The organism is Moraxella nasovis, assembly GCF_022701215.1.
GTDB classification, from domain to species: Bacteria; Pseudomonadota; Gammaproteobacteria; order Pseudomonadales; family Moraxellaceae; genus Moraxella; species Moraxella nasovis.
Genome location: NZ_CP089976.1, coordinates 551,915 through 577,794, shown reverse-complemented (window position 1 = coordinate 577,794; position 25,880 = coordinate 551,915). Strand labels below are relative to the sequence as shown.

At 41.8% G+C, this 25,880-nt stretch carries 29 protein-coding genes and 1 pseudogene; 15 read left to right on the top strand and 15 right to left on the bottom strand.

All coding sequences use genetic code 11. The annotated features are described in order from the left end of the window. The first annotated feature begins 16 nt into the window (after nt 1-16). Together LU293_RS02815 and LU293_RS09895 are read left to right on the top strand one after the other, a co-directional pair. Nucleotides 17-820: a sulfite exporter TauE/SafE family protein gene (locus tag LU293_RS02815; protein WP_242748486.1), complete on the top strand. Its 804-nt coding sequence runs from the start codon at nt 17-19 to the stop codon at nt 818-820. A gap of 65 nt (nt 821-885) precedes the next feature. Beyond that, nucleotides 886-1,270, top strand: a pseudogene (locus tag LU293_RS09895) (transposase); the annotation flags it as partial. A 21-nt stretch (nt 1,271-1,291) separates the two neighbouring features. Here LU293_RS09895 and LU293_RS02810 read toward each other — a convergent pair. From LU293_RS02810 to LU293_RS02780, 7 genes are all read right to left on the bottom strand, one after another. Beyond that, on the bottom strand, nt 1,292-2,122 hold the full coding sequence (locus tag LU293_RS02810; protein ID WP_242748484.1) for a PhzF family protein: 831 nt from the start codon (nt 2,120-2,122) through the stop codon (nt 1,292-1,294). Nucleotides 2,123-2,276: 154 nt separating this feature from the next. Next, nucleotides 2,277-3,275 carry a CobW family GTP-binding protein gene (locus LU293_RS02805; RefSeq protein WP_242748482.1) on the bottom strand — a complete coding sequence of 333 codons (999 nt, stop codon included), beginning with the start codon at nt 3,273-3,275 and terminating at the stop codon, nt 2,277-2,279. Continuing rightward, nucleotides 3,272-3,589: a hypothetical protein gene (locus tag LU293_RS02800; protein ID WP_242748480.1), complete on the bottom strand. Its 318-nt coding sequence runs from the start codon at nt 3,587-3,589 to the stop codon at nt 3,272-3,274. The genes LU293_RS02805 and LU293_RS02800 overlap by 4 nt, the downstream gene beginning before the upstream one ends. Before the next feature lie 204 nt (nt 3,590-3,793). Continuing rightward, nucleotides 3,794-4,675: a polysaccharide deacetylase family protein gene (locus LU293_RS02795; protein ID WP_242748478.1), complete on the bottom strand. Its 882-nt coding sequence runs from the start codon at nt 4,673-4,675 to the stop codon at nt 3,794-3,796. Nucleotides 4,676-4,751: 76 nt separating this feature from the next. Next, entirely contained in the window at nt 4,752-5,360 is a 609-nt protein-coding gene (locus LU293_RS02790) for an amidase family protein (RefSeq protein ID WP_242748476.1), read from the bottom strand. Between the two features lie 348 nt (nt 5,361-5,708). Then, nucleotides 5,709-8,636: a type III restriction-modification system endonuclease gene (locus tag LU293_RS02785; protein ID WP_242748474.1), complete on the bottom strand. Its 2,928-nt coding sequence runs from the start codon at nt 8,634-8,636 to the stop codon at nt 5,709-5,711. 1 nt (nt 8,637) lies between these two features. Beyond that, nucleotides 8,638-10,524: a site-specific DNA-methyltransferase gene (locus tag LU293_RS02780; RefSeq protein ID WP_242748472.1), complete on the bottom strand. Its 1,887-nt coding sequence runs from the start codon at nt 10,522-10,524 to the stop codon at nt 8,638-8,640. A 510-nt stretch (nt 10,525-11,034) separates the two neighbouring features. On the opposite strand from LU293_RS02780, the gene LU293_RS02775 reads away from it, so the two are divergent. Further along, nucleotides 11,035-11,334: an ArsR/SmtB family transcription factor gene (locus LU293_RS02775; protein ID WP_242748464.1), complete on the top strand. Its 300-nt coding sequence runs from the start codon at nt 11,035-11,037 to the stop codon at nt 11,332-11,334. Nucleotides 11,335-11,467: 133 nt separating this feature from the next. Further along, nucleotides 11,468-12,958, top strand: coding sequence for a SulP family inorganic anion transporter (locus LU293_RS02770; RefSeq protein ID WP_242748461.1), 1,491 nt, complete (start codon nt 11,468-11,470; stop codon nt 12,956-12,958). Nucleotides 12,959-13,058: 100 nt separating this feature from the next. On the opposite strand, the gene LU293_RS02765 is transcribed toward LU293_RS02770, so the two are convergent. The 3 genes from LU293_RS02765 to LU293_RS02760 all read right to left on the bottom strand — a co-directional run bounded on the left by LU293_RS02765 (nt 13,059) and on the right by LU293_RS02760 (nt 15,035). Continuing rightward, nucleotides 13,059-14,060 (bottom strand): IS110 family RNA-guided transposase, encoded by a 1,002-nt coding sequence (locus LU293_RS02765; RefSeq protein WP_242747192.1) that lies wholly within the window; start codon nt 14,058-14,060, stop codon nt 13,059-13,061. A gap of 101 nt (nt 14,061-14,161) precedes the next feature. Continuing rightward, on the bottom strand, nt 14,162-14,293 hold the full coding sequence (locus tag LU293_RS09795) for a hypothetical protein (RefSeq protein WP_256462119.1): 132 nt from the start codon (nt 14,291-14,293) through the stop codon (nt 14,162-14,164). A gap of 133 nt (nt 14,294-14,426) precedes the next feature. Next, complete coding sequence (locus tag LU293_RS02760; protein WP_242748459.1) at nt 14,427-15,035, bottom strand: cation efflux transmembrane domain-containing protein; 609 nt, start codon at nt 15,033-15,035, stop codon at nt 14,427-14,429. Nucleotides 15,036-15,107: 72 nt separating this feature from the next. Between LU293_RS02760 and LU293_RS02755 the strand changes: the two genes are divergently transcribed. Continuing rightward, nucleotides 15,108-15,512 carry a MerR family DNA-binding protein gene (locus tag LU293_RS02755; RefSeq protein ID WP_242748434.1) on the top strand — a complete coding sequence of 135 codons (405 nt, stop codon included), beginning with the start codon at nt 15,108-15,110 and terminating at the stop codon, nt 15,510-15,512. A 73-nt stretch (nt 15,513-15,585) separates the two neighbouring features. Here the strand turns inward: LU293_RS02755 and LU293_RS02750 are convergent, their stop codons facing one another. Next, nucleotides 15,586-16,077: a DUF411 domain-containing protein gene (locus LU293_RS02750; RefSeq protein WP_242748432.1), complete on the bottom strand. Its 492-nt coding sequence runs from the start codon at nt 16,075-16,077 to the stop codon at nt 15,586-15,588. Between the two features lie 70 nt (nt 16,078-16,147). After that, nucleotides 16,148-16,591: a CopM family metallochaperone gene (gene copM / locus LU293_RS02745; protein ID WP_256462118.1), complete on the bottom strand. Its 444-nt coding sequence runs from the start codon at nt 16,589-16,591 to the stop codon at nt 16,148-16,150. 397 nt (nt 16,592-16,988) lie between these two features. Here copM and cueR point away from each other — a divergent pair, with 397 nt between their 5' ends. From cueR to rpsU, 10 genes are all read left to right on the top strand, one after another. Then, nucleotides 16,989-17,372 (top strand): Cu(I)-responsive transcriptional regulator, encoded by a 384-nt coding sequence (gene cueR, locus LU293_RS02740; protein WP_242748430.1) that lies wholly within the window; start codon nt 16,989-16,991, stop codon nt 17,370-17,372. A 202-nt stretch (nt 17,373-17,574) separates the two neighbouring features. Further along, complete coding sequence (locus LU293_RS02735; protein WP_242748428.1) at nt 17,575-17,874, top strand: ArsR/SmtB family transcription factor; 300 nt, start codon at nt 17,575-17,577, stop codon at nt 17,872-17,874. 47 nt (nt 17,875-17,921) lie between these two features. Further along, entirely contained in the window at nt 17,922-19,016 is a 1,095-nt protein-coding gene (locus LU293_RS02730) for a DUF3800 domain-containing protein (RefSeq protein WP_242748426.1), read from the top strand. A gap of 288 nt (nt 19,017-19,304) precedes the next feature. Continuing rightward, nucleotides 19,305-19,751, top strand: coding sequence for an arsenate reductase (glutaredoxin) (arsC, locus tag LU293_RS02725; RefSeq protein WP_242748424.1), 447 nt, complete (start codon nt 19,305-19,307; stop codon nt 19,749-19,751). A gap of 1 nt (nt 19,752) precedes the next feature. Further along, entirely contained in the window at nt 19,753-20,754 is a 1,002-nt protein-coding gene (gene arsB, locus LU293_RS02720; protein WP_311195315.1) for an ACR3 family arsenite efflux transporter, read from the top strand. Between the two features lie 61 nt (nt 20,755-20,815). Beyond that, on the top strand, nt 20,816-21,283 hold the full coding sequence (locus LU293_RS02715; protein ID WP_242748420.1) for a DUF6428 family protein: 468 nt from the start codon (nt 20,816-20,818) through the stop codon (nt 21,281-21,283). Between the two features lie 2 nt (nt 21,284-21,285). Next, on the top strand, nt 21,286-21,636 hold the full coding sequence (gene crcB / locus LU293_RS02710) for a fluoride efflux transporter CrcB (RefSeq protein ID WP_242748418.1): 351 nt from the start codon (nt 21,286-21,288) through the stop codon (nt 21,634-21,636). Nucleotides 21,637-21,842: 206 nt separating this feature from the next. Beyond that, complete coding sequence (locus LU293_RS02705) at nt 21,843-22,454, top strand: class I SAM-dependent methyltransferase (RefSeq protein WP_242748416.1); 612 nt, start codon at nt 21,843-21,845, stop codon at nt 22,452-22,454. Between the two features lie 313 nt (nt 22,455-22,767). After that, complete coding sequence (locus LU293_RS02700; protein WP_242748414.1) at nt 22,768-23,073, top strand: hypothetical protein; 306 nt, start codon at nt 22,768-22,770, stop codon at nt 23,071-23,073. A gap of 200 nt (nt 23,074-23,273) precedes the next feature. Continuing rightward, on the top strand, nt 23,274-23,489 hold the full coding sequence (gene rpsU / locus LU293_RS02695; RefSeq protein ID WP_242748412.1) for a 30S ribosomal protein S21: 216 nt from the start codon (nt 23,274-23,276) through the stop codon (nt 23,487-23,489). 63 nt (nt 23,490-23,552) lie between these two features. Here the strand turns inward: rpsU and LU293_RS02690 are convergent, their stop codons facing one another. Genes LU293_RS02690 through LU293_RS02680 form a run of 3 tightly spaced genes read right to left on the bottom strand, consistent with a single transcriptional unit; the run spans nt 23,553 to nt 25,785 of the window. Next, a complete protein-coding gene (locus LU293_RS02690; protein ID WP_242748410.1) occupies nt 23,553-24,341 on the bottom strand; it encodes a methyltransferase domain-containing protein in 789 nt (262 codons plus the stop codon). Beyond that, complete coding sequence (locus tag LU293_RS02685; RefSeq protein ID WP_242748408.1) at nt 24,338-25,540, bottom strand: aminotransferase class I/II-fold pyridoxal phosphate-dependent enzyme; 1,203 nt, start codon at nt 25,538-25,540, stop codon at nt 24,338-24,340. The genes LU293_RS02690 and LU293_RS02685 overlap by 4 nt, the downstream gene beginning before the upstream one ends. Continuing rightward, complete coding sequence (locus LU293_RS02680; protein WP_242748406.1) at nt 25,540-25,785, bottom strand: hypothetical protein; 246 nt, start codon at nt 25,783-25,785, stop codon at nt 25,540-25,542. Before LU293_RS02680 ends, LU293_RS02685 begins: the two co-directional genes overlap by 1 nt. Nucleotides 25,786-25,880: the final 95 nt, after the last annotated feature.

Genomic DNA, 25,880 nt, shown 5'->3' with positions numbered 1-25,880 from the left:
CCGATGAGAAAAATCAATGATGTATGTGTGGTTTATGGCAGCAGGGATAGTGGCGGGCTTGTGTGCAGGCTTGTTCGGTGTGGGCGGTGGCTTGATTATCGTGCCAGCCTTGGTGTGGATTTTTTTGGCGTATGGTATGCCAAGTGAGATTGTACCACATGTGGCGGTAGGAACGGCATTGGCAACCATCATCATCACATCTATTAGCTCCTTGAGTGCTCATCATAAAAAAGGCGGTGTGCGGTGGGATATTTTTAAGAACATTGCCAAGGGTTTGGTGCTTGGTAGTTTATTTGGGGCGTGGGTGGCAACCTTAATTAAAGGGGATTATCTGCAAGGCATTATTGGGGTTTTTGCTATCGCTATGTCTCTTAAAATGTTCATGAAAAAAGCAAACCAAGTACAAAACAGACCCCTGCCAAAAGATTATGAACAAGGCATGGCAGGGGTGATTATTGGTGCGATGTCAGCGGTGTTTGGTATTGGTGGTGGCAGCTTAACTGTGCCGTATTTGACCCATGTCGGCTTACCAATTAAGCAAGCGGTCGGCACAAGTTCGGCGTGTGGTTTACCAATTGCACTGGCAGGGGCGATAGGGTTTATGTGGTTTGGGCACTCAGCGGTTGAAAATATGAATGTGGCAGGTTTGGTTGGGTTTGTACATTTACCTGCCTTTGTGATGGTGAGTGTCATGAGTTTTATGACGGCTAAGGTTGGGGCAAAGTTTGCTCATAAACTGCCTGCTACCACACTTAAAAAAGCCTTTGCGTGTTTGTTATTCTTCGTGGGTTGCCAGCTAATTTATGGGGCGGTTGCCTAAAAATAAAAACTGATAAGATAAGTGGCTCTTAATGAAAGTTATTTAAAGGACTGGGGTGAAAGGGTGGGGCAGATGGCAAGATACTTATTTTTGGTCTTTTAAATATCATAGCAAGGTTTTACGACACTTGTTAAAGACGCCAAACAAACAATGCTCATGCTTATCATCCCGTTAATTAAGCCTGATAGCATTGTTTATGCAGATGGCTACAAGGGGTATAATGCCTTAGATGTGAGTGAGTTTTAAACACTTTTTGATAAATCATTCAATAAAGTTTGCCGATAAAAAAAACAGAGCTAATCACATCAAAGCACAAGAAAACTTCTAGTCGCAGGATAAGCGTACACGACGCAAATACAACGGTATTGATAAGAAAACTTCCATCTTCTTATCAAAGACTTAAAGTTTGGATTTAACTATGGCTTAACTGTAATCAGCTTAAAATATTAAAAAACGGTGTGGAGTTTGAGCTTAATCTAGTTTAGCCCCAATATAAATCTTGCCACGCCCAAACATTACCGCTTGCCCAGACAATTCCACACGCTCGCCTAAGTCGTTGCAGTACAAAATTCCGCCACGTTCGGACGCTTGATAGGCGGTAATGCCCACTTTGCCAAGCGTTTTTGACCAAAACGGCACAATATGGCAATGCCCCGCACCGCAGACAGGGTCTTCATTAATGCCAAATTTTGGGGCAAAACTTCTAGAAACGCAGTCAAATTTGCCGTGAGATGGTGCGGTGATATGGCACAACGCTCCGTCCAATTCGGTCAGTTTGGCAAAATCAGGTGTGCATTCACGCACAAGTTTTTCGTCATCAACCACAATCAGTAAATCTCTCGCCAAATACACGCTTTGCAGGGCGTGGGCTATGCTATCCCCTAAAGCGTTTTTGATTTTGGCAATCAATTCGTCTGTGATTGCCATATTTTTTAGCGTGTAGGCAGGAAAAGTCATTTTGAGTTTGACACCCACTTGTTGTACGGTAAGCTCTCCGCTTAACGTATCAAATTTGACCGTATCGCCTACCACGCCCACGCAGTTGAATAATACAAAAGCACTGGCGAGCGTGGCGTGTCCGCACAAATCAATCTCGCTTGTTGGCGTAAACCAACGCAGATGATAATTGCCGTTGTCTTTTTTTAGAATGTAAGCGGTTTCAGATAAATTGTTTTCTTTGGCGATGTTTTGCAAAGTCTCGTCAGGCAAGGGTGTATCCAAAAGACACACTGCCGCAGGATTACCGCCAAAAACGCTGTCGGTGAATGCGTCTATGATAAATTGGGGGATAGCTTGGGTCATGACTGCTCCAAATACAACGGTAAGGTTTTACCACACTTATTAAAGACACGAAAAAATATGCTTATGCCTATCATTAGTAAAATCAAGGCTGATGGTGTTATCCATACAGATAATTGTAAAGTTTAACACCCTTGATAAACCATAAGGCTCACTATCATGCGCTTGCAATCTTCATACAGCCAATACTGCCCAAAAAAGTATCAGCCGAATGGCGAATCTGCTGACAATCAATACCACGGCAAATGAATACCAATTTAGAAACCTGCTTTGACCACAAGGGTTTGGACAGATGTTCTGGTGGATATAGACAATGCTGCACACCATGGATAAAAATCGGCTGATCCACATTATCTAAGTAGAGCATGCCCTTAATTCTTAAAATATGCTCGCCATATTGATTCAAAAGCAAACTTAACCACAAACCAAACACCGCCCAATCAATTGCCTTGTCATATTCTAGGACGATGCTTTGGACTGCTTGATGTTTTTGTTGTTCAACGGCTTGAAAAAATCTTGGGTTGAGTGATGAAATAAAAGACAAATCCTTGGCGAATAAGGCGTGTACATCACTCAATATCGCCCTATCCACAAAGCTTGCATCAGGATTTAATGTGTTCAAATACGCTTGTAGGGCAGGTAATTGGGCGTGGTCTATGCGGTCAGTCTTACTCAAAACAATCTGCTGGCAGGCGGTTATTTGTGCCAACCACTCAGGCTGGGTGTGGGCTTGTGACAGAGCAAACTCGCTGTCCACCACGGTGGTCAAACCATGCACGCTAAAATGATTTTTAAGATGTACATCATGATTAAATAAGCTTAATATGGCAGCAGGATTGGCAAGCCCTGTCGTTTCTATGATGACTTTGTCAAAATAAGGCATTTGCCCTGTTTTAAGCTCACGCAAAATCTCTACCAACGTATGCTTAATGTCGGTTAAGACAGTGCAGCACATACAGCCAGAAGGCAGTAGATAAGTATTATCCGATACAGGTTCAATAAGCAGATGATCCAAGCCTATCTCGCCAAATTCATTGATCATCACCAAAGTTTGATGGTTTTGGTTGTTGCTTAAAATCTGCTGGATAAAAGTGGTCTTGCCACTGCCCAAAAAGCCTGTAATAATATGAACGGGAATGAGAGTGGCTAATGTCATATACCAGCCTTTGGCATCGCTTGTTGCAATTGCCCTAAATAAGTATCGTCCAAAACATCAAAACACTGATTGCTCAGCGATTTCACCGCAAGCCACAGCTCATCAAGCCCATTGACAATCTGCTGTTTGCCTGTGGCGGTTTGGAGCAGATAATTCACGCCATGCACATCAGACACCCTAATGCGATAAGGTGCGATGATTTGATTGAGCAGCTTTAAGCGTTGGTAACGGTCTTGACGGCGTGGCATCTCTTTTTTACGCAAGCTGTTTGTCCAATCTGTCTGCTCTTCTATCAGACCACAAAGACCACACATAAAAAATTCCTATTATTAGCGTGTTGAACCTTAATAACACTTTTTATAAAATAAAAATCATTGGATGATATTTTGATTGCTTAGTTTTTGGTGTAACAAGCACCCATCAATTGGTATTGGTGGTTTTTTAAAAAAGAGAAGCGATTGAACTTCTCTTTTTAACCTCTCTTTTTTGAGTGTGAATTTTGAAACATGAATTAAGATTTATTTTTGGCGTGGATTGCGTTTGGCAAAATCATCAGCAATCTCATTCATGGTAACAAACTTGACCCCATCGTGTGCCTTAAAGTGCTTGATTAGGCGTTCTAACATCAAAAGTACTTGGGGGCGACCTGAGACATCAGGGTGGATGGTGATTGGAAATACCGCATAATCCATATTGGCATAGACCCAGTCAAATTGATCACGCCACATCTCTTCTATATGACGTGGATTAACAAAGCCATGACTATTGGGCGACTTTTTGATGAACATCATCGGTGGCAAATCGTCCAAATACCAGCTGGCAGGCACTTCAATCAAATCCGTCTCCTGCCCACGCACCAAAGGCTTCATCCAAGTGTCTGGGTGCTGACTATAATCAATCTTCGTCCAAGAGTCGCCAACACGCACATAGTAGGGGGTAAAATCATTGTGCATTAAGCTGTGGTCGTACTTGATGCCTTTGGCAAGGAGCAACTCATTGGTAACATTACTAAATTCCCACCACGGAGCCACATAGCCTGTCGGTGCCTTACCAGCAAGCTTGGTAATCAAATCAAAGGATTTATTTAATACCGCTTCTTCTTGCTCACGAGTCATGGCAATGGGATTTTCATGGCTATAACCATGAATACCAATTTCATGCCCTGCATCAGCCACCATTTGCATCTGCTTGGGGAAGGTTTCTACCGAATGTCCCGGAATAAACCAAGATGTCGTCAACCCTTCTTTGTCAAATAAGTCCAACAAGCGGGGCGTAGCCACCTCTCCTGCAAACAATCCTCGAGAAATATCATCAGGCGAATCTTCGCCGCCATATGAACCCAACCAACCTGCAACAGCATCTACATCAATGCCAAACGATACGAAAATTTCTTTCGCCATAAAAAAACTCCTTTTGTTCGTGTTAATCACCAAAGTAAAAAAATACTTGGCGGTCGTGAATCTAAGTTTGTCAAACTTAGGGATTAAGAGCATAAGCACCTAGATGCTCAATACAAACAGCGTACTGCAAAATTTTAGTCTCCAAGCCTTGTTTGGCACTCATTGAAGCACCGATGGCAAGATGAGCTTGGTTAAACGCAATTGGGATATTCATAGTCGGCACATCCAAAAAGCTACCAATCATCGTCAGTTTTAAGGTTTGGGCATTGACAATCGCAAATTTCTCATCATCATTTTGTAATTCATCAATTAAAGGGGCGACATGAGCCACCGTTGGCATCAACAAAAGATGATCGCCAAGCTCATCACTTAGGCGGCTTTGTAATTTTTGACGCTGCTGATACAGCCGTATTTGGGTGCTGGCGTGGATATCTTTGGCAAGACTTAGGCGATTTTTAATTCGTCTGTCTAATAACCTAGCTTGATGGCTGTCTAATAAATGCTGATGCAGTGCATAAGCTTCGGCTGAACCAAGCCACTGCTGCTCAATTAAGTGCAAGCTGTCATGTAGGGCTTGGATTGTCTTAAAGACGATGGCACACCCCAATTCTTGCAATCTGTCCAACCAAGCCAAAAATGCCTGTGCCACTTCATCGCTTGCCAACGCTACGATGGCTTTATCCACAACAAAGACAGGGGCGAACGGCTTAAATATCCGCTCAAAACATGATTTTACACCTTTGAAATGATTTATGCTTAAAAAGGGTAAAAAATATTTTGGCTTATCAAGTATCTTTATTTATAGGGGTGTACTAAAATAACACTGACACTCACTTATATCATAAAGCCAAACTTATGATAACACAACAAAAAGCTTAAGTTAAAACTACTTGAATATTTTGTGCTTTTATAAATGCAGTAGAACCAAATACAGTATTCTTATCTTATCATAAAATCAAGCTTATAATAAAATACAAATTGGCTCTTAAAACCAACACCATCTTTGATGGTAAAATACAACTTGGCTTTGGCGTTACTTTATTATAAGCTTTTGGATAATATCTTTTATTTTCTCCTGCTCAAACTGCGTAACAAACTTCACATCAATGCCACTTTGCTCATTCATTGCAGAAAACCACCTTTGGGCGTGTTTGATTTTTTGGTTCTCAAATTGGCGCAAGCCACTTTCATCTGCCACGCCTTTGCTTTCTATCACCAGATTTAATGTCTCACCTTTAGCTGTTTTGACAATATAAGCAAAATCAGGCGAATAAGTCTTACCACCTGCCACAGGGATTTTAATGGCATTTTTGGGGATTTTGGTAAACACGATAATCTCGGTCGTATCCACTCCATTATTTTCAACAATATTTTGTTTTTCAATCTGACTGTCAAAAAACACTCTATCAAACAAAAAGTTGTCTAACGGTTTTTCATCAGTAAGTACGCCCCAATCTTGGTTAATCTCAATTTCAGGCAGGGCATTGCCTTGTTTGTCGGTCAATTTGGTTGGGTGAATTTGACCGCTGATTTTTTGATAACCGATTTCAAATTTACTCAAAGAGTGTTGTAACAGATAACCATCAAACCCACCGACAATAAAGCGTATCGTGTCATCATTTAAAAACCGCCCAATCTCAATTGTATCCTGCAACTCATAAAACGCTTGGTGAAGGGTTTGTATTTTAATGTAGGATTGTTGGGCAAGTTTTTGTAAAAACTCACGATAGTTTAGGGTGTTAATCGGTTCAAAAACGGCATTTTCCACGCTGGCAATCTCCTTAAAACCAACGGTATTTTCATCAATTTTTATGAGCGTTTGCGTTTTAACGGCAATGCCTGTGGCGGTAAATTTGCTTTGGTTTTCCACCAAAAACGCTTTGAATAAATCAAGCGTTTGATTTTCTGTCATCTCATAACGCAAAATCGCTTTTTGGTTAATCGCCTTCCACAAGTCTTTTAATTCATCGTATTTGCCCACACGCAAATTGGCAGTGTTTTTGCGTTTATCATTAACATTGGTGATTTTATCGCCTTTTAGTTTTTGAGCGGTAAAGGCAAGCGGATAAATCGCTTTTAATTGTGCCAAAACATCATCGCCCACCAAATTATCATCATCGTCCAATAAATCGGCTAATTTTTGGCGGATTTGTTTTTTGCTTTCATCATAATGATTTTGGATTTTGACAAATAAGTCATCATTTAACGCCGTTGGTATCACTTCACGCTCGCCACTTTGGTTAATCTCAGCCTTAAGTGTTTCCACAAAATCACTCTCGGAGCTATCCACAAAATAATGCAATTTAAAATCGCTATTTTTGACACGGCTCATATATTCATTGACAGGCAGTCTTAAGCCCCGCCCCACTTCTTGCAATTTACTGGTGTCAGAACCGCTAGAGCGTAATTTACAAATACCGAACACATTCGGATTATCCCAGCCTTCACGCAGTGTCCATTTTGAAAAAATAAAACGGCGTGGATTGTTTAGCGACAACAGACTTTCTTTATCGTGCAAAATCTCGCTGATTTGTTGGGCGATGTTCTCATCATCAGTGCTGTTATCTTTGGAGAAATAACCGCCGTGCGTGGCAGATACGTCTTTTAGCACAGTTTGGAGCGACCGATAAAACGCCGTGCCAACTTCTGCCGTCTGTAATGCTCGCTCGGCTTCGACTTGGACAATCTGTTCAAAACGGTTTTTCAAACTGCCTGAAACATTATCGCCGTCTCGGTAGCCTTTAATATCGTCAATAAAAAACAGCGTTAAGGGTTTGATTTTGTCATCACGGTTTAGCAGGATTTTTTCATTATCAAAATGCGTGCGAACCGCTTGGCTTATCATTGTATCCGTTACCAAATTGGCATAAGAATACGGCTTAAAAGTTTCGTTTAGTTGTAATTCAAATTCGCCATTTAGAACCACAAGCGACTTTTTGGCGTGAATATCGGTAATCACCAAATCATCAATGGCATGATGAATATGCTTTAAACTATCGCCTTTGGATAAAGTAAAAGTTTGTTTTTTGCCGTTTTCGTTTAATTCAAAAATCACATCATCGGTGTCGGTTTTGCCGATAAATTTAATGCTCGTTTTATTGTCGCCCTGCACTTCTTGAATATGGGCAACCACGCCTTTTACCAAATCTTGATTAAAGGCATCAATGGCTGATAAGCGGTAAATTAAGTTCTTAAATTTGTCATTAAAGGTCGCCCCATATCGCAAAATAAATTGCGGTTTAAGGCTCATCAAACTTTGCCACGTTTTATTGCTGTCATCAAAACGGTGCGGCTCGTCAATAATCAGAATCGGCTTGACCGAGCCAATCGCTTCAAAGGGCTTATCAAATTTATCGTTCAGCAAAATACTGCCATCATTGCCACTATCTTCGCCTTTCATCGTTTTGCTGTTTACCATCCCCATATTGAGCAGCAAAACGTGGATTTGCTTGGCATTGTCCGCCTGCACAAACTGCACAATTTCAGATGGCATGGGGCTGCCTCGTTTGCCTTTTTTTGTCTTTTGACTTTCCACAACATAAAGCTTGATTTGTGCTTGCCCATATTTACCGTCAAAATCCAAACGAAAATGCTCACGCAACGCATCTGATTTTAAAAACTGCTCGGTGCCTGCCTTAATGGATAAAGTCGGCACGACAATCACAAATTTATTCACGCCAAGCAAACGGTGCATTTCATACATCGTCTGCGTGTAAGTGTAGGTTTTGCCTGTGCCTGTTTCCATCGCAATATCTAGCACATTGGAAAAATCCGCCTGTTTATCAAGCTGATTTTGCGACTGGATTTTTTGGATATTTTCACGATACAGGCTGGCTGAAAACCCCAAAGTTGGATTTTCACCCACGCTATTATCAATTTTATTTGCCCCATTAAACACGCCCAAAACCGCATTTATCGCCCCTATTTGGTGGGGCAGCTCTTTTTCGTAATGAAAGCCCATGTTAGTACCTCACCAAAAGCGATAGATTTAGGTTTTTCTTGTTATTGTAGGTGTCTAATGCCTGTTTTAATTCTTTTTGTTTTGGGCTATCAATGTTCACACCATTTAGCACAATCCGTGTCGGTAAAAATACCTTGTCGTTGTCCAATTTATCCATTAAATTTTTGATATGACTGCTATCAAAACCGCTTGCCAAAAGATACAGATTATCACCACAAAGATGTGCAACATATCCGCCAAAATCAACCGCTTGCACGCTGTCTGTAAGTAGTTGCCCGTCATAGACACGCCAAGTGGTTAAAAGCGTTTGGTATTCGTCATCGCTTAATTGTTTTGCCAATGTATCCACCCAATCCAAACTTTTAGGCGTAATATTTTCATCATCAATCGCACGAAAATCGGCAGTAGTTTCAAAAATTTTAAAGCCTAAATCGCCCCCATAATCAGGATTTTCGCTTTTGATTTTTTGAGCCGAACGGATAATGCGTTCTTTGGTGATTTCAAAAATGGTTTTATAACCTGCCCTATGAGCATCACTTTCTTTGGAAACAATTTCAGGTAACTGAACACAAATATATTTCCTATTTGTTTCTTGTCGTACATTTAATGTCATAACAGCGTGGGCTGTTGTTCCACTTCCTGCAAAAAAATCTAAAATAACATCATTATTATCTGTAAAATGAAATAAAAGTTTTTCTATTAAATCTAATGGTTTTATTGTTTCAAACCCATGTTCTTTACCTAGAATTTCTAAAACTAGTGCTTTACCATTTTCGCTTGTTCCAACCGTATCTGATAAGTCTATCCAAAGCGGATAATGACTTTCGTTAATTTCATCAGATTTATAAATTTTTCTAAATATGGTTTTATTTTTAACGAAAACATCTCCTTTCTTTTCTAAATCTATCGCAGTTTGATTACCAATAGTCCAACGATTTCCATCTCTTGGGTAAACTCCAAGTATAGGAAAAACCATTTTTTCAGAACGCTTAATTCCTGTATTTTTTCTCTGCTGAACCTCTTCTTCTCTATAAAATTCACCATTTTCATTTTGGAAGGGGTAGTCTTTTTTCTCTTTCACTTCCAAATTGAATGGTGGGTGATCTTGCATACTCATTTTTCCATATACAAGAATATACTCATCTGATTTTTGAATTTTAAACTTCGCTGAACCTGCATTCATTGCTTTGGTTGTAGAAGTCCAAGAAGCCATACCATAAAAATTCTCCTCCCCAAATACTTCATCACACAATAATTTGAGCTGTGCTTGTTCATTATCATCAATACTGATAAAAATCACACCGTCATCTTTGAGTAATTCCCTTGCCACATACAGACGCGGATACATAAAGGTCAGCCACGCACTGTGCGAGTTGGATTTTTTGGCGGTAAAATCCAGCACCCGTTTTGCTTCATCTAGGCTCATATCGGCAAGCTCGGCAAGTTTTTGGGGTGTAAATTTACGATCGTCTTGATACACAAAACCATCTGAACCTGTGTTATAGGGCGGGTCAATGTATATCATTTTTACCTTGCCTTGATAGGCGTGTTTTAGGTGTTTTAACACTTCTAGATTATCACCTTTGATTAGCAAATTTTGGCTGTTTTTATTTTCAGGTAGGCTGTTATGGGCGGTGTTTTCACAGAGGAGGGTAGTCGGCGGACACTCACGCAAATAGCGTGCGTAGGATTTGCCCAGCCAATTCATCGTGTAGTATTCACGGCTTGTGGCGATATCTTGGGCGTGTAATTCTTGGGCGAATTTATCAGGCAAAAAATTACCGTCTTTATCAAAGCAGTGGGGGAAGTGGGTTTTTAGTAGGGTAAGTTTGGGATTGTCGCTAGTTTGACTATCAAACAATGTGTGCGATTGGGTTTGAATAGTCATTTTAATTCCCCTGTTTTGAATAATTGGGAAATTAAAATACGGGGGCAATTATGGCTTACATTGCGAATTGCGAATTGCGAATTGCGAATTGCGAATTGCGAAAAATTTTAAGCAATTTTATCGTGATGTCAAGTATTTTCATGATTATTTTTTCCATAAAAACAAATTTAGAGCTAAACTAGATTAACACTTATGTCATGCTTAGTTTATAAAGATTGCCGTGCAATACAGCAAAAACAGCAGATTAAACCACTTGAACTTTTCTTTGTCCAAGTTGCTGCCAACAGCTAGTAACCTGATAAATATTTATGCCAATATAACCTTATTATTCTACCACAAATGCACTTTGCAAGAGGAGTTTTAAGCTAATTTAGTGTAGCCCTGTCTTTTTTACACGCCCACATCACAGCCATATTTGTTTGTCGGCACAGCACTAATACTTCAATTATCATTGAAATATTATCTCGCCCCTGCTAAAATACCCCCTTTTAACAGCACGCATCTTCACTTATGAACCCCAAAACCGCAAGCAAACTTTTTGAAAGTCTGTCATCGCCCATTCGCTTGGCGATTTTTCAAATGCTCACACGAGCAGGAAAATCTGGGCTGGTGGCAGGTGATTTATCCAAAAAACTAGACATCGCCCCCAACAATTTATCCTTTCATCTAAAAACGCTCACCCACGCAGACTTAGTGCGTAGCGAACAGCAGGGGCGGTTCGTGCGTTATTATGCCAATTTGGATTTGATGAAGCAGTTAGCAGGCTTTTTGACGGACGAATGCTGTCAAGATAGTGGCGGGCGTTGTTAGTGTGGTTGTTTGTTTTTGATTGATTGACGGTAGGGCAAACCTGCGTGAGTTAGCCAAGCAAAGGCTTGGTTTTTTTGTTTTAGGCGTGCGATGGCCATGCCTTTTGATTTTGGTTGATTTTAGGAGTTTTTCATTGATTGACAGCATAAAACAGCAATGGTTTTGTAATGTGCGTGGCGATATGCTCTCAGGCTTGGTGGTGGGGCTGGCACTCATTCCAGAAGCGATTGCCTTTTCTATCATTGCAGGGGTTGACCCCAAAGTGGGGCTGTATGCGTCATTTTGTATTGCGGTGGTGATTAGCTTTGTCGGCGGTCGTCCTGCGATGATTTCGGCAGCGACAGGGGCGATGGCACTCGTGATGGTTACACTCGTCAAAGAACACGGTTTAGAGTATCTGCTGGCGGCAACGATTTTGACAGGAGTCATTCAGATTATCGCAGGCTTTTTAAAGCTTGGCTCGCTCATGCGATTTGTGGCTCGGGCGGTGGTCATCGGCTTTGTGAACGCCTTGGCGATTTTGATTTTTATGGCACAACTGCCAGAGCTGACGGGTGTAACATGGCATACTTACGCCCTTGTGGCATTGGGTCTTGCGATTATTTATCTATTTCCTTATATTCCCAAACTTGGCAAAATTATCCCATCGCCACTCGTTACCATCATCACGCTCACCGCTTTGACGGTGGCACTGGGCATTGATGTACGCACAGTGGGCGATATGGGGCAGCTGCCTGATACCTTGCCTGTATTTTTGTTGCCTGATATACCGCTAAACTTGGAGACCTTGTGGATTATTTTGCCGTATTCATTTAGCCTTGCGATGGTGGGACTGCTTGAATCCTTGATGACGGCGACCATCGTGGACGAGATGACCGAAACCGACAGCGACAAAAACCGTGAATGTAAAGGGCAAGGCATCGCTAACATTGCGTCAGGCTTAATGGGGGCAATGGCGGGCTGTGCGATGATTGGGCAGTCGGTGATTAACGTCAAATCAGGCGGTCGCACACGACTTTCTACCTTTTTGGCAGGTGTGTATTTGCTGATTATGGTGGTGTTTTTGGCGGATTTAATCAAAATTATCCCAATGCCTGCACTGGTGGCGGTGATGATTATGGTGTCTATCGGCACATTTAATTGGGCTTCAATCAAAGAGCTTAAAAGCCACCCTGTCGGCTTTAACGTGGTGATGGTGGTAACGGTCGCCATCGTGGTGTTTACGCACAATTTGGCACTGGGTGTATTTGCTGGCGTGCTGCTCGCCGCTTTGTTTTTTGCCAACAAAATCGGACGCTATATGGTGATAAATACCTTGCCGACCGACAGCCCCAAAAGTTTGGCATATGCTGTGGTAGGACAAGTGTTTTTTGCATCTGCCGATGATTTTATTGCCCAATTTAACTTTGGCAAACAAGGCATTACCGATGTCAGCATTGATTTGACTCACGCCCACTTTTGGGACGTAACTGCCATCTCAGCCTTAGATAAAGTGGTTATCAAATACCGCAAATTAGGGGCGAATGTGAGTGTATATGGCTTAAACGAAGCCAGCCAAACGCTCGTGGACAGATTCGGTGTACACGACAAATCCGAAGATGTGGATATTGTGATGGGGCATTGATTGGTGGGGCTTTCAGGCTGTCTGAAAGCCTAAATCAAAAGTAAATGCCGTCTGAAAGATTGGTTTTCAGCTTGTAGATACCATCTCTCCTCACCCCTTGTCAAGCCATATTTTCTATCCTAACTTGTGGGGTGTAGGGAGTTTGGTGTTTGATCACACCAAAGCAGATTTGTACCAATTTACGCATACAAGCACATAAAGCTTGCATTTTGCATTTGCCATTTTGTTGTAAGCGTTCGTATTGGTCTTTAATGTCTGGATTGTACTTGGTGGCAACAACTGCTGCCATATATAGCTTAGCTCTTAATTGAGCATTGCCTGTTTTGGCAAGTCTTGATCTGCCTTTAAACAATCCTGATTCTTGTTGTTTGGGAATTAACCCTAAAAAGGCAGAGACTTGTTTGGCATTGTTAAATTGCTTGGTATTAAACAGAGTTAGCATTTGTCTTGAAATGACTTGTCCTACTCCTTTGATGCTTTGTAAGAGTGTTTGCTCTTCTTTAAGTTTGGGGTGGTTGTTGATATGAGTGTCAATGTCTTGGTTTAATTTGCTGATTGCCAATTTTAATGCCACAATCATCTCATCAATGGATTGTTTAACAATGGGGGTTGTGTCTGCCACTTCTGCTTTTTCTTTGCGGTTTTCTTCTCGTTGTAAGTCTTCATTTAGAGCATCAAGACGAGAAAGCAAAGACTTTAAATGACGAGCTTCAATACTTGGGGCAATCCAAGCATCAGGGTGGGTGGCTCTGCCGTATCTGGCAAGGACAATACTGTCTTTTTTATCTGTCTTTTGTCTTACGCCTAAACTGTCTGCATAGTGCTTGACAAAGGCAGGATTGATGATAGAGACTTTAAAACCCAAATCGTGTAAATAATACGCCAAAGGTTCATGATACACCCCTGTGGCTTCCATAATAAGATGAATGTCATTGAAGCTGACATCTGTACCAAGATTGGTTTTAAGCCAATGAATGATGTGTTCAAAATCATCAAAGTGATTATTAAAGACTTTGGTTTTGACTTTCATTGTACTTAACTCTTTAAGCCAAGCCACATCCAGCTTGTGCTTACTAACATCAATACCAACATAATAAGTCATTGTCATCTAGCCTTGTTCATTCAGCGTCATGATTGAAAATCAATCAAGCGCTTGGATACCATTCAGATTGTACGATGATTAAAAAGTTACTCGGGTTTAATCTACGAGACAGCATCAAAGTACTCAGGTTGGGTAGAAACTGCCAAGTAACTTAGGGTGATGGTATAATCTACCATGCCATCACCAAGATAGCTAGTCTTGGTGGTGAGATACAAGGTTGGGTCAAGACCCAACGAAACCCATGCCGTCTGAAAACCCGTTCGGACAAATTTTCAGACGGCATATTTGTAAAACCGACCTTTCAGACTGCCTGAAAAAAAACGCTGTTTTTCATGAGCAAAACAGCGTTTTTATTTTAGACAAATCTCAATGCTCCTTTAACTCCGACCAAGCTCTACTGATGATTGCTTTGCTTGCAGATAGTGATAAATACACCATAATGCCTGCCACCAGCAAATCAGGGATTTTGGATTGGCTAAAATACACCGCAACCGCCGCCAAAACCACCATCACGTTGCCAATGGCATCGTTGCGAGAACACAGCCAAACGCTTTGCATATTGCTGTCGCCTTCACGAAAATGGTACAACAGCCACGCTGCGGTTACATTGACCGCCAAAGCAAGTAAGCCGACCACGCCCATATCGTGATAATTTGGTACATCGCCCATAAATAGATTGTATAAAGTTGTAAACAAAATCCAAAGCCCCATTAGCCCCATAGAAATACCCTTAATCAGGCTGGCTTTGGCACGAGTTTGCAAGGTTTTGCCCAACACAAACAGCGTGATGAGATAGTTGGCACTGTCGCCCAAAAAGTCCAAGCTGTCAGCCAGCAAGGACACCGAGCCAGACCGCCAGCCGATAAAGACTTCCACAAAAAACATGGAGAAATTGAGAATAAGCACAATCCACAATATATTGCGGTATCTGTCCGAGTGTACGGCGTTGTTTTGCGTAGAGCATTGGCAAGACATGATTTTACCCTTTTAAAATAACTGTTTATGGTTTATCATAAACCCTGTTGTCGGAACAAGGTCAAGCGTTTTATGAAAAATTTATTGCAGGTAAAAACCGTCAGCGAGCAAGTCGGCTTGTCGCTTGAAAGTATCCGTTATTATGAAAAAATGGGGCTGATTAGCCCCATTCGTGGCGAAAACGGCTATCGGCTGTTTAACCAAGAAATGACAGACACCCTAAAATTCATCAAAAACTGCCGTCATGTCGGTTTTTCTGTTGAAGAAATCAAAGCCTTACAGCAAATGCAAAGCCAACCGCACAACCGCTGTGATAACGCCACCGAACTGCTCACTCGCCATATCGCACGGATTGACGAGCAAATCGCACAATTACAGCACATGAAAGCCCACCTGACCGCCTTGCAAGGTTGCCAAGAAAACGACGTGGCACATTGCAAAGTGATAACGGGACTGCAAAAAAATTGTGAAGTTTGACCGTTTTGGCTGCCTGAAAATTAAAAATCTATGCCGTCTGAAAAAAACGCTGTTTTTAAAACAGCGTTCTTGTTTAATTTTGGTTGCCCTTGTAAGCCTGATACACTTGGCTGGTGCCGTCTTTTTGCACCAAAAGCACGTTGTAATCATGCTTTTTACCCTGATAGGCTTCGCCGTCCATACCGGGCGAGCCAAGTGGCATGGCGGGGGTTGCCAGACCTAGGGCATTAGGCTTTTGTGTGAGCAGACGCTTGATGTCGGATGCCGGCGTGTGTCCTTCAATCACATAACCGCCCACTTTGGCGGTGTGGCAGGACGCAAATTTTTCAGGCATACCGAGCTTGGCACGCATTTCACGGTTGCCCGTGTTGTGGACGCTCACGGTAAAGCCGTTTTTCTTCATGTGTTCTACCCATTCGCCACAACAACCGCAATTGGCGTCTTTCCACACTTCCACATGATTGACGGCTTGTGCTGGGCGGTTCATGACAAACAAGGATACCGCCCCTGCGATGATAGAAACACTTAACACGCCTGTTGCCAATGCTTTTTTCATGCTACGCATAAAAACTCCTAAATCCTATTTAAAGGCAAGATTTGCCCGACCAAACCAGCTGGCTTGGCGGGCGACAGGTTTATTTTTTGAGCCATTGCTCCATCTGTTTGATTTCGGGGTCTTGGGCTTTGATGATTTGTTCAGCGAGTTTTCGCATTTCTGGGTCTTTGCCGTATTTAAGCTGAACTTCTGCCATCTTAATCGCCCCCAAATGGTGCGGTATCATGGAGCGGGCAAAGGCTCGGTCGGCATCGCTGTCGGCAACGCCTACCATCATCTCATCGTGCAGGGCGTTCATCGACTGCATATATTCTTGGGTGTGCGGTGCTTGGTTGGCTTTATTTTGGTTCATGGCATTCATGTCGTGGTTCATCGCCCCCATTTTGGCGTGATTGTTCATCATGTTTTCGTGCATTTGCGACATATTATTTTGCTGGGTGGTATTGGCAATGGCAAATCCGCCCACACCGCCAAGTGCCACAGACAGCACGGCAACGGTAAGGTATTTTTTTAAATTGTTCATAACAGCTCCTTAAAGCATGGATAAAAATGGATAAATTAAGTTGGTTTGTTTGCCATACCAAGCCGTGATGACTTGGCATGGACTTGTTTAAAAACAGCGTTTGCCCTTATTGGCAGTTGCACGAGCATTGCTCGGTAGTGCATTGGCAGTCCGCACAGCAAACGCAAGTGCAGTTGGCGTTGTGTGTGCCACAAGGGCAGTTGGGACATTGGCAAGTTTTGTTTTTGATGTTCATAACATTTCTCCGTTTTGGATTGATAAACCAGAATGTTCTGGACGGATACACAAGCAGTATTGCTGTTTTGCTGTGTATGGACATATAATAATCCTTAACCTTGCGTCAAGGTCAAGGGTTTTTCAAAACTTTTATGTTACGTTTTGTAAAGGAGAAAAAACCATGAAAATCAGCGAAGTCGCCAAAATCACCGGTCTATCCAGCAAACAAATCCGAGATTACGAAAAATTGGGCTTGCTTACCCCTGCCGAACGCACCTTTTCAGGCTACCGTGATTACAAACAAGCGGATTTGGCACGGCTTCACTTTATCCACCACGCCCGAGAAGTGGGCTTTGGCTTGGCACAAATCGGCGAATTGCTCGCCTTGCAAGACAACCCCAACCGCAAAAGCTGTGATGTCAAAGCCCTGACCGCCAGCCATATCGCCACGTTGGCTCAAAAAATCGCCCAGTTGGAACAGATGAAAAATACCTTGCAGGCGTGGCACGACGAATGTGCAGGCGATGAGCGTTCACATTGTGCGATATTACAAAATTTACAGTAAGCGGTTTCAGACAGCCTGAAAGGTCGGTTTTTGCCAAAATGCCGTCTGAAAACCAATCTTTCAGACGGCATTGTTTTTTGGTTTTTCAATTTGGGTTTTCAGGCTGCCTGAAAAATAAAAACGCCCATCATTTCAACCATCATTGAAATATCTGTACGTCTTTGCTAAAATACCCCTTCAATCCAACGGATAAACACAAGCCATGAACACTCAAAACGCAAGCCTACTCTTTGAAAGCCTGTCATCGCCCATTCGTTTGGCGATTTTTCAGGAACTTACCAAAATGGGAACGGAGGGCATGATTGCAGGCGATTTGGCAAAAATACTGGGCATCGCCCCCAACAGCCTTTCTTTTCATCTTAAAACATTAAGCCATGCTGGGCTGGTGCAAAGCGAACAGCAAGGGCGGTTTGTGCGTTATTACGCCAATTTGGATTTGATGATGGCGTTGGTGGTGTTTTTGACGGACAAATGCTGTCAGGACAGTGGTGAGAATTGCTAAGCGTTTGTAGGCTAACTAAAAAATATAAGCGCATTTTAGGGATTGTTATGTATTTTTATATAGATGAGAGTGGTAATTCTGGTTCAAACCTTTTTGATTTAGACCAACCATACTTATATTACGGAGTATTGAGTTCTAAATTTGATTTAGACATCGTAGCCCAACAGGATGTTATAAATTTAAAGAATAAATTGTCAGTGAGTGAATTGCATGCTAATGAGCTGGGTAATGGTGGATTAGTTAGAATTATTGATGATTTAGGAGATATATATCAAAAATATGACATATATTTTGATTGTTGTAGGCTAAATAAAAAAGATTTTGCAATTATCAGTTTTTTTGACCAAGTCTTCGACCAAGGTGTTAATCCTGCTGTTCCTTGGAATTGGTATTGGACACCATTAAGATATCCTTTGCTACTTGCAATCGCAGAGTTATTTGATGATGATTTAGCTAATCAGGCTTGGAAAGCACGCATAAATATAAATTCAAAAGAGACAGAAACTAGTCTGGTTGATATTTGTGAACAAATTTTACTTAAAGCATCTTGTTTTTCAGATAAACGCTTAGTTGAGATTATTTCCGATGCAATGAAATGGGTGATAAAAAATCCTTCCGAGATTGGTTACAATGTTCATTCCAAAGAAAATATATTACAAGTTTCACCAAATATCACATCCTTTCAATCAGTAATTTTTATGATTTGTCATAGAATTGAACAAAATCAATCAAGTGCAACAAAAATTATTGTGGATATTCAGTCTCAATTTAACAAATCACAAAATTGGCTAACTAAACTATATCAAAATATCAGTAATAGTACAGACACAAATTTACAAATTGGTCCATTTTTACCAAGTATAAACTTATCAAATATGCCATCAATAGATATAGATTATAAGTCAAGTGATAGTAATGTTGGCTTGCAATTAGTAGATATTCATTTATGGATTTGTAGAAGATTTTTAGAAAATAAAAATTTAGCTAATTCACTAAATCGATTTTTTGCAATTCAATCTGAAAATACTCTATTTGATGAAATATCTCTAACGTCTATATCAGAACGATGGGCTAAATGGTTTTGTGAGCTTTCCAATCCGTTGGAGTTGGATTTACAAAGAGCCACGAACTTTGCGAATTAATTGAACAAAAGAGACGACCTTATATCATCAAATAAACCAAATTAGAAGATTGATGATAGCACCTGCAAGTATTCGAACAAGGTTTTTTCAGACAGCTTGAAAAATACAAGCGATAGGATTTTACAAAAATTTTGCGATTTCCGACCGCTCTTTTATTTCAATAACCATTGAAATATCTAAAAACCCCTGCTAAAATGCGCTTAAATCTCACCTGATGGCTTTATCAGGTTATTTTTGCTTTTATAATTCAATATTTCTTGAATAATTAAACTAATGACGGAGGGCACTATGCCAAGTGCTAATACATCAAACACCCCAATCACCATCTACCACAACCCAAACTGCGGTACGTCCCGCAACACTTTGGCGTTAATTCGCCATTTGGGTATTGAGCCGACCATCATTCATTATCTGGACAATCCGCCTGATGAAGCGACTTTGCGTGAGTTAATCGCCAAAATGAATATCACACCACGCTCACTACTTCGCACCAATGTTGAACCATACGAACGCTTAAATTTAGAACGCCCAGAGCTGTCTGATGACAAGCTCATTTCGGCAATGCTTGCCCAGCCGATTTTAATCAATCGCCCGATTGTTGTCACCGAAAAGGGCGTGAAACTGTGCCGTCCGTCCGAAGTATTTTTGGACATCTCGCCTGTGCCTTTGAAAGCGGATTTTGTCAAAGAAGATGGCGAAATCATCACCAAACAACACCCAAAACAAGGAGCATAAAATGGGAAATTTTGAACGATTTTTAAGTATTTGGGTGGCTCTTGCCATCATTTTGGGCGTGGTCATTGGGGTTAATTTCACTGATACGGTGGGAAAGATTGCGACACTACAAATCGCCCACATCAATTTGCCGATTGCCGTGCTGATTTGGCTGATGATTTATCCGATGATGATTCAGATTGACTGGTCTGCCATCAAAGATGTCGGCAAAAAGCCGAAGGGCTTGGCGATGACTTTGGCAGTAAATTGGCTGATTAAGCCCTTTACGATGGCTCTGGTCGGTTGGCTGTTTTTTCGGTTGCTGTTTGCTGATTGGGTGGACGCACAGACGGCACAAGAATACATCGCAGGTATGATTTTGCTCGGCGTGGCTCCGTGTACGGCGATGGTGTTTGTGTGGTCTGGGTTGGTCAAGGGCGATCCGAACTACACACTCGTGCAGGTGTCGGTGAACGACATCATTATGATTTTTGCCTTTGCACCGATTGCAGGCTTGCTACTTGGTGTAAGCGACATTAGTATTCCTTGGCAGACCTTGATTGTAAGCACGGTTTTGTATGTGCTTTTGCCCCTTGTCGCAGGCTGGCTAACTCGCAAAATTTTAATCAAATCTGACCGCTCTATCGCTAAATTCACCGCCAAATTAAAGCCCTTTTCCATCTTTGGCTTGCTTTTGACAGTGGTGCTGTTGTTTGCTTTTCAAGCAGGTACGATTTTGTCAAATCCGTTTGTGATTGTGCTGATTGCCATTCCACTTTTAGTGCAGACCTATGGCATTTTCTTTTTGAGTATGGGAATTGCCAAATGGCTTAAATTACCGCACGAAATCTCTGCTCCCGCCTGCTTGATTGGCACGAGCAACTTTTTTGAACTTGCCGTAGCGGTGGCGATATCTCTATTTGGCCTGCACTCTGGGGCGGCATTGGCAACGGTGGTGGGGGTGCTGGTGGAAGTGCCTGTGATGTTGTCGCTGGTGTGGCTGATCAATCGGGGGAAAAATTAGACAGGCAAAGCGGTCATTGTTTTTATATTTTTTACATTCACCATCTTAAAAGGTATTTATTATGAAACTCTCACAAATCAAAGACATCTTGGGTTCTGTTGATAACATCTCGTTTATACTAGAAGACGGTACGACAGTGCCACCACATTTTCACGTTACCGAAGTGGGGCTAATTAGTCAGCATTTTATTGATTGTGGTGGCACGGTTAGACAAGAAAATACTGTTAATTTTCAGTTGTGGACTGCCGATGATTTTGACCATAGGCTAAAAGCATACAAGCTACTTGATATCATCAAACTTTCCGAAGAAAAGCTCAATTTACCTGATGTAGAGATCGAGGTAGAATACCAATGTGATACCATTGGTAAATATGATTTAGCATTTGACGGCACACATTTTTTACTCAAAAATAAACACACTGTCTGCCTTGCCGAAGACCAATGCGGTATTCCTGCCAAGCCACAAAAATCCAAAATGAAACTTTCAGAATTTGGTCAAGTCTGTAAGCCTAATTCAGGGTGCTGTTAATTATGTATAATCTGCTGATGGTTGCAATAGGCGGTGGCTCTGGGGCGGTACTGCGTTGGGGACTTAGTCAATGGAGCGGGCAGACGGCATTATCGCTTGGAATGCTGACGGCGAACTGGCTTGGGGCGTTTTTGATTGGTGTACTGGCACAATGGCTGGATAATCCGCACTATAAACTGCTATTGATCACAGGCTTTTTGGGTGGGCTGACGACTTTTTCTAGTTTTTCATTAGAAGTGGTAACGCTGATCCAAAACGGACGGTTTTTTGGGGCATTGATGGCGGTTGTGCTACATGTTTTGGGTTCATTGGCTTTGACGGCTTTGGGAATGTATGTAGTGCAGGGAAAGTGAAAGTGAAAGATTGAGCAAGCGGTTGGATTTTGGTGATTTTTAGTGAAATTTCATTTTAAAAATGCTTTACAACACCAATCAACCACTTGAACCACCAAACACACCAACGATTGATGGGCATCTTGAATATTAAAAGCCAAATTTAACTGATGTTATTCATCGCTGTTTTTTGTTACAATAGTCCAAACCCACACCAAAAATCAACCATGACCATCAAAACCACACTTACCGAACTCCAACACAAAGCCAAAACATGGCGAAATGACATCACCTTCACCCAAGACGTTTTGGGTAAGCCGTTTAGTTTTGCCACCACTTGGGGGATTTTTAGTCCTGAAAAATTGGACGATGGCAGTCTTATGCTGCTTGATTATATTGATTTTAAAGATGATGACACCAGCATTGACTTAGGCTGTGGCTATGGCGTACTTGGCATGACAGCCGCTCGTGAATGCCCAAACGGTCAGCATTTTTTGATAGATAAGGACTTTGTGGCGGTAGAATACGCTCGCTTAAACTGTGAGAAAAATGGGCTAAAAAACACGCACGTACAGCTCTCCAACGGCTTTAATCAGGTAGACAATACCCAAAAATTTAGCCTAGTCATGAGCAATCTGCCTGCCAAAGCAAGCAAAGAACAGCATTATTTGTATCTGCTAGATGCCTATGAACGCATGGAGATGGGCGGACGCTTTTATGTGGTTACCATCAATGGGTTAAGGGATTTTATGAAACGCTCGTTTACCGAAGTGTTTGGTAATAGCGACAAAATCAAACAAGGCAAGACTTATACGGTAACGCTTGCGGTGAAAGAGTGACTAGGCAAGCCATGAAGTGTTTTGGCAAGTTTATAATGGCATAGCCATAAGCTTGCCGCTACCAACGCTTTAAAAATCACACGCCTAATGTGATAAGAGTACTGTCACAGTTTGCTTATTTGGTTTATGCGTATTTTATCGCTTTTGGTTGTTATTTTATGAGTGGCTTAAATTGATTGGTGCGATACTCATAGGATGATATTGCAGTGCAAATCTTTTAAAATCATGTGTAAAATGCTGTAAAATATGGCATAATAGAGCGATTATTTTGGTGTAATTTGCCTGTTTGGCAATTTTGATATTTGGAGCAACCATGAAAATTCAAAGCATTTTAGGTCTTGTTTTATCAGCAGTAGTGTTAACAGCATGTGGCGGACACCACGAAGAAGTGGCAGCGGTTGATAAGCTGGCAGAAGCCCAAGCGATTGCCAAAGAAAAAGCACCCCAAGTTGAAGAAATTAAGTTTGACGATGAAGGTCAGCCTAGCATGGTTCAATTAGCAGCCGATGCTGCACCTGCCAGTGCGACAGCGACGGATACAGCCAGTGAGACTGCACCTGCTACTACGGACGCACCTGCCACAGCTGAAGCGGTACAGGCGACTGAAACGGCTCAATAATTTAAAATCTTTCTTGCTTTTATGATAGTAAATGGCTATAATATGGGGCTTGTTGTGCAATAGGTGCGGCAAGCCCCAAGCCAAAGGTTGGTTTGGTTTATTTTTCCGATCTGAGCTGATGCCTACGTCAAGACCGTAACGCTATATATTATAATACAGCCTGATTGATGCAACCTGTCTTGATTTTTAGGAGTGATTCTATGCCTTCAGTTAAGGTAAAAGAAAACGAACCAGTTGATATTGCTATCCGTCGCTTTAAGCGTGCTTGTGAAAAAGCAGGTGTCCTAGCTGACGTACGTAAAAAAGAATTCTTTGAAAAACCAACGCAAGAGCGTAAGCGTAAAAAAGCCGCTGCTGTTAAGCGTTACAAGAAAAAAGTATGGCGTGAGCAAGTACGCACTGTGCGTAAATACTAATCATAGCCCAGCTTATGATAAAACCCCAAGTAAAGCTTGGGGTTTTTGTTTTGGTGGTTTTTGCTATTTTTGGGCGATGAAATAACTTGCGTGATAGCTTAATGGATATTGCCAAGTACCATCGGCTGTGTGTACGCCAAATCGTTCTTGATAAGCTGTCTTAAAGGCGTGTAAATTGGTTTTATTCCATATAAAACCGCTATTTGTTGCTGTCGTGCCTGTTAGCTTTAAGTGATGTAAAACCGCCATAGGGTCATTAAAGTATAACGTCTGCGTACTTGTTGATGTGTGTAACAGCTTAAATCCAGCCTGATTTAAAAGCGATATTTGCTCATCTGTGCTGCGATAGTCTAACCCACGACCAGTTAGGCTTTTGATTTCGTGCAGGTTGTTTGGCAAAAAGTCTGAGAATGCTAAAATACCACCGCTTGCCATATGGGTGTGGATTTTTTGGTATAACTGTGCGACATCATCAATCCATTGTAAGCTTGAGCTTGCTGTCACAAGATTTAGATGGTGAGGCAAGGCGACTGCCAAGACATCACCGATGATGTGGTGAGTTTTACCGTGGGGGTTGGGCAAGTTTTTGGTGATTTTATCGTATAGGTCGTTTAAAAAAATGCTATCAATGCGTAAATTTTCAAATAACAGCTTACTAAGATTGCCAGTGCCGCAGCCGATTTCTAGGACGGTATCTAGTTGCCTGCTAGGTAAGTAGGGCAATATTTTTGTGATTAGATGCTGACAAATGACATATTGAGCGGTCGCATGCTGATTATAGCTGTCGTATGCTTTACTAAAATGCTTAGCAACGCCCAAAATAGTGGGTTTTGTTATTGGTAAATCGGTCATAACCGCCCATCAAGTAACGGCAAAGCGTCTTTTAAGGTGGTAAGAACATCATCAATATCTGCCTTGGTGATTAGGCTGTTTAGGCAGATACGAAGTCGTGCAGCATTCTGTGGCACGGTAGGCGGACGCACCGCTAGGGCGAAAATCCCTGACCGTTTTAGATGCTTTGATAAAGTTAAGGCATTGTGGTTACTGCCGACTATGATGGGCGTGATATGGCTGTTTGATGGGCAGTTAAGCCCTAGTGATTTTATTTTTTGGATAAAGTATTGAGTGTTTTGAGCAAGCGTTTCTCGTTCATCTTGCATGGTGATAATGTGGCTAAAGGTAAAAGCTGTCCATGCTGCATTAAGGGGTGGTAGGGCGGTGCTAAAAATCAGCGACCGCATGGTGTTAATCAAGTAGGCTTTCATATCGACATGGCAGATTACATAACCCCCAACAGAAGCGATAGCTTTACCAAACGCTCCTACGATAAAATCAACGCCGTCAATCACGCCTTGCTCTTGACACACGCCAAGCCCATGCACACCACGCACGCCAATACCATGGGCTTCATCTACATACAGTAAGACATTGGGATATTGGTGCTTTAGTGCAACTAAGCTTTGCAAATCTGTGACATCGCCATCCATGCTAAAGATGCTTTCGGTCACGATGATGGCTTGATCGTATTGATGAGCGTACTTATCAAGCAGCTGCTTTAGCTGGTCTAAGTCTTGATGGCGATAGCGTAGATATTTAGCCTTAGCAAGGCGTACGCCATCAATGATACTAGCGTGTACCAATTTATCAGCTAAAATAAGTGTTTTATCTGTGCCAATGGCAGGCAAAATGCCGATATTAGCATGATAGCCACTGTTAAAGGTTAGGGCGTGAAGTTCGGTGTTGCCTGACTCACTAAATGCCTTGCCAAGCAGTGCTTCAAGCTGCATATGCTCATCAAAACTGCCTGTCAAAAGACGTGATGAAGAGGCACTAAGGCGATAAGAATGATGACAATCAAAAAACTTTTGTTGTAATTGACCATCTTGAGCGATACCAAGATAGTCGTTACTGGCAAGATTAAGTAGAGGCGGATGATTAGCCCCTTGATTAATCCACTGGCAGCTTTGCTGATGAGTTCGAAGCTCTCGGTAGTTATCCAAGCTTTTGAGGGTGTTGACTTGCTTGGTATAGTTTGCCAGTGGTGTGTTCATTATTGTGGTTGGCTGCTAGAGCTTGGGTATTGGCCGCCTTTACGCTGAGTTTCTTGCATATCTGTTAGAGCAGCTTGTGCTTTTTTGTTAGCGTCGTATTCATGACCTTCGCCAACAGGGTATTGCGTGTTTTCTAACTGGGAAAAATTGCTTTGTTTGTAGAAAACTTTGTCAAAAGTAGAGGTCATGGCGTTACAGCCTGTTAGGATAACTGCCAATGATGCCAAAAGTGCAAGTTGTTTCATAGTAAAGTTCCTGTGATTGATGCAATCATTATACTAAAGCTTTGGATTTTTGCAATGATGATTATTTTATTGTTTTGTAACGACGTTAAAGTTAA

Coding starts and splice junctions, on each gene's coding strand:
- LU293_RS02815 (WP_242748486.1), top strand. CDS start 17: ATGATGTATGTGTGGTTTATGGCAGCAGGGATAGTGGCGGGCTTGTGT.
- LU293_RS02810 (WP_242748484.1), bottom strand. CDS start 2,122: ATGACCCAAGCTATCCCCCAATTTATCATAGACGCATTCACCGACAGC.
- LU293_RS02805 (WP_242748482.1), bottom strand. CDS start 3,275: ATGACATTAGCCACTCTCATTCCCGTTCATATTATTACAGGCTTTTTG.
- LU293_RS02800 (WP_242748480.1), bottom strand. CDS start 3,589: ATGTGTGGTCTTTGTGGTCTGATAGAAGAGCAGACAGATTGGACAAAC.
- LU293_RS02795 (WP_242748478.1), bottom strand. CDS start 4,675: ATGGCGAAAGAAATTTTCGTATCGTTTGGCATTGATGTAGATGCTGTT.
- LU293_RS02785 (WP_242748474.1), bottom strand. CDS start 8,636: ATGGGCTTTCATTACGAAAAAGAGCTGCCCCACCAAATAGGGGCGATA.
- LU293_RS02780 (WP_242748472.1), bottom strand. CDS start 10,524: ATGACTATTCAAACCCAATCGCACACATTGTTTGATAGTCAAACTAGC.
- LU293_RS02775 (WP_242748464.1), top strand. CDS start 11,035: ATGAACCCCAAAACCGCAAGCAAACTTTTTGAAAGTCTGTCATCGCCC.
- LU293_RS02765 (WP_242747192.1), bottom strand. CDS start 14,060: ATGACTTATTATGTTGGTATTGATGTTAGTAAGCACAAGCTGGATGTG.
- LU293_RS02760 (WP_242748459.1), bottom strand. CDS start 15,035: ATGTCTTGCCAATGCTCTACGCAAAACAACGCCGTACACTCGGACAGA.
- LU293_RS02755 (WP_242748434.1), top strand. CDS start 15,108: ATGAAAAATTTATTGCAGGTAAAAACCGTCAGCGAGCAAGTCGGCTTG.
- LU293_RS02750 (WP_242748432.1), bottom strand. CDS start 16,077: ATGCGTAGCATGAAAAAAGCATTGGCAACAGGCGTGTTAAGTGTTTCT.
- copM (WP_256462118.1), bottom strand. CDS start 16,591: ATGAACAATTTAAAAAAATACCTTACCGTTGCCGTGCTGTCTGTGGCA.
- cueR (WP_242748430.1), top strand. CDS start 16,989: ATGAAAATCAGCGAAGTCGCCAAAATCACCGGTCTATCCAGCAAACAA.
- LU293_RS02735 (WP_242748428.1), top strand. CDS start 17,575: ATGAACACTCAAAACGCAAGCCTACTCTTTGAAAGCCTGTCATCGCCC.
- LU293_RS02730 (WP_242748426.1), top strand. CDS start 17,922: ATGTATTTTTATATAGATGAGAGTGGTAATTCTGGTTCAAACCTTTTT.
- arsC (WP_242748424.1), top strand. CDS start 19,305: ATGCCAAGTGCTAATACATCAAACACCCCAATCACCATCTACCACAAC.
- arsB (WP_311195315.1), top strand. CDS start 19,753: ATGGGAAATTTTGAACGATTTTTAAGTATTTGGGTGGCTCTTGCCATC.
- LU293_RS02715 (WP_242748420.1), top strand. CDS start 20,816: ATGAAACTCTCACAAATCAAAGACATCTTGGGTTCTGTTGATAACATC.
- crcB (WP_242748418.1), top strand. CDS start 21,286: ATGTATAATCTGCTGATGGTTGCAATAGGCGGTGGCTCTGGGGCGGTA.
- LU293_RS02705 (WP_242748416.1), top strand. CDS start 21,843: ATGACCATCAAAACCACACTTACCGAACTCCAACACAAAGCCAAAACA.
- LU293_RS02700 (WP_242748414.1), top strand. CDS start 22,768: ATGAAAATTCAAAGCATTTTAGGTCTTGTTTTATCAGCAGTAGTGTTA.
- rpsU (WP_242748412.1), top strand. CDS start 23,274: ATGCCTTCAGTTAAGGTAAAAGAAAACGAACCAGTTGATATTGCTATC.
- LU293_RS02690 (WP_242748410.1), bottom strand. CDS start 24,341: ATGACCGATTTACCAATAACAAAACCCACTATTTTGGGCGTTGCTAAG.
- LU293_RS02685 (WP_242748408.1), bottom strand. CDS start 25,540: ATGAACACACCACTGGCAAACTATACCAAGCAAGTCAACACCCTCAAA.
- LU293_RS02680 (WP_242748406.1), bottom strand. CDS start 25,785: ATGAAACAACTTGCACTTTTGGCATCATTGGCAGTTATCCTAACAGGC.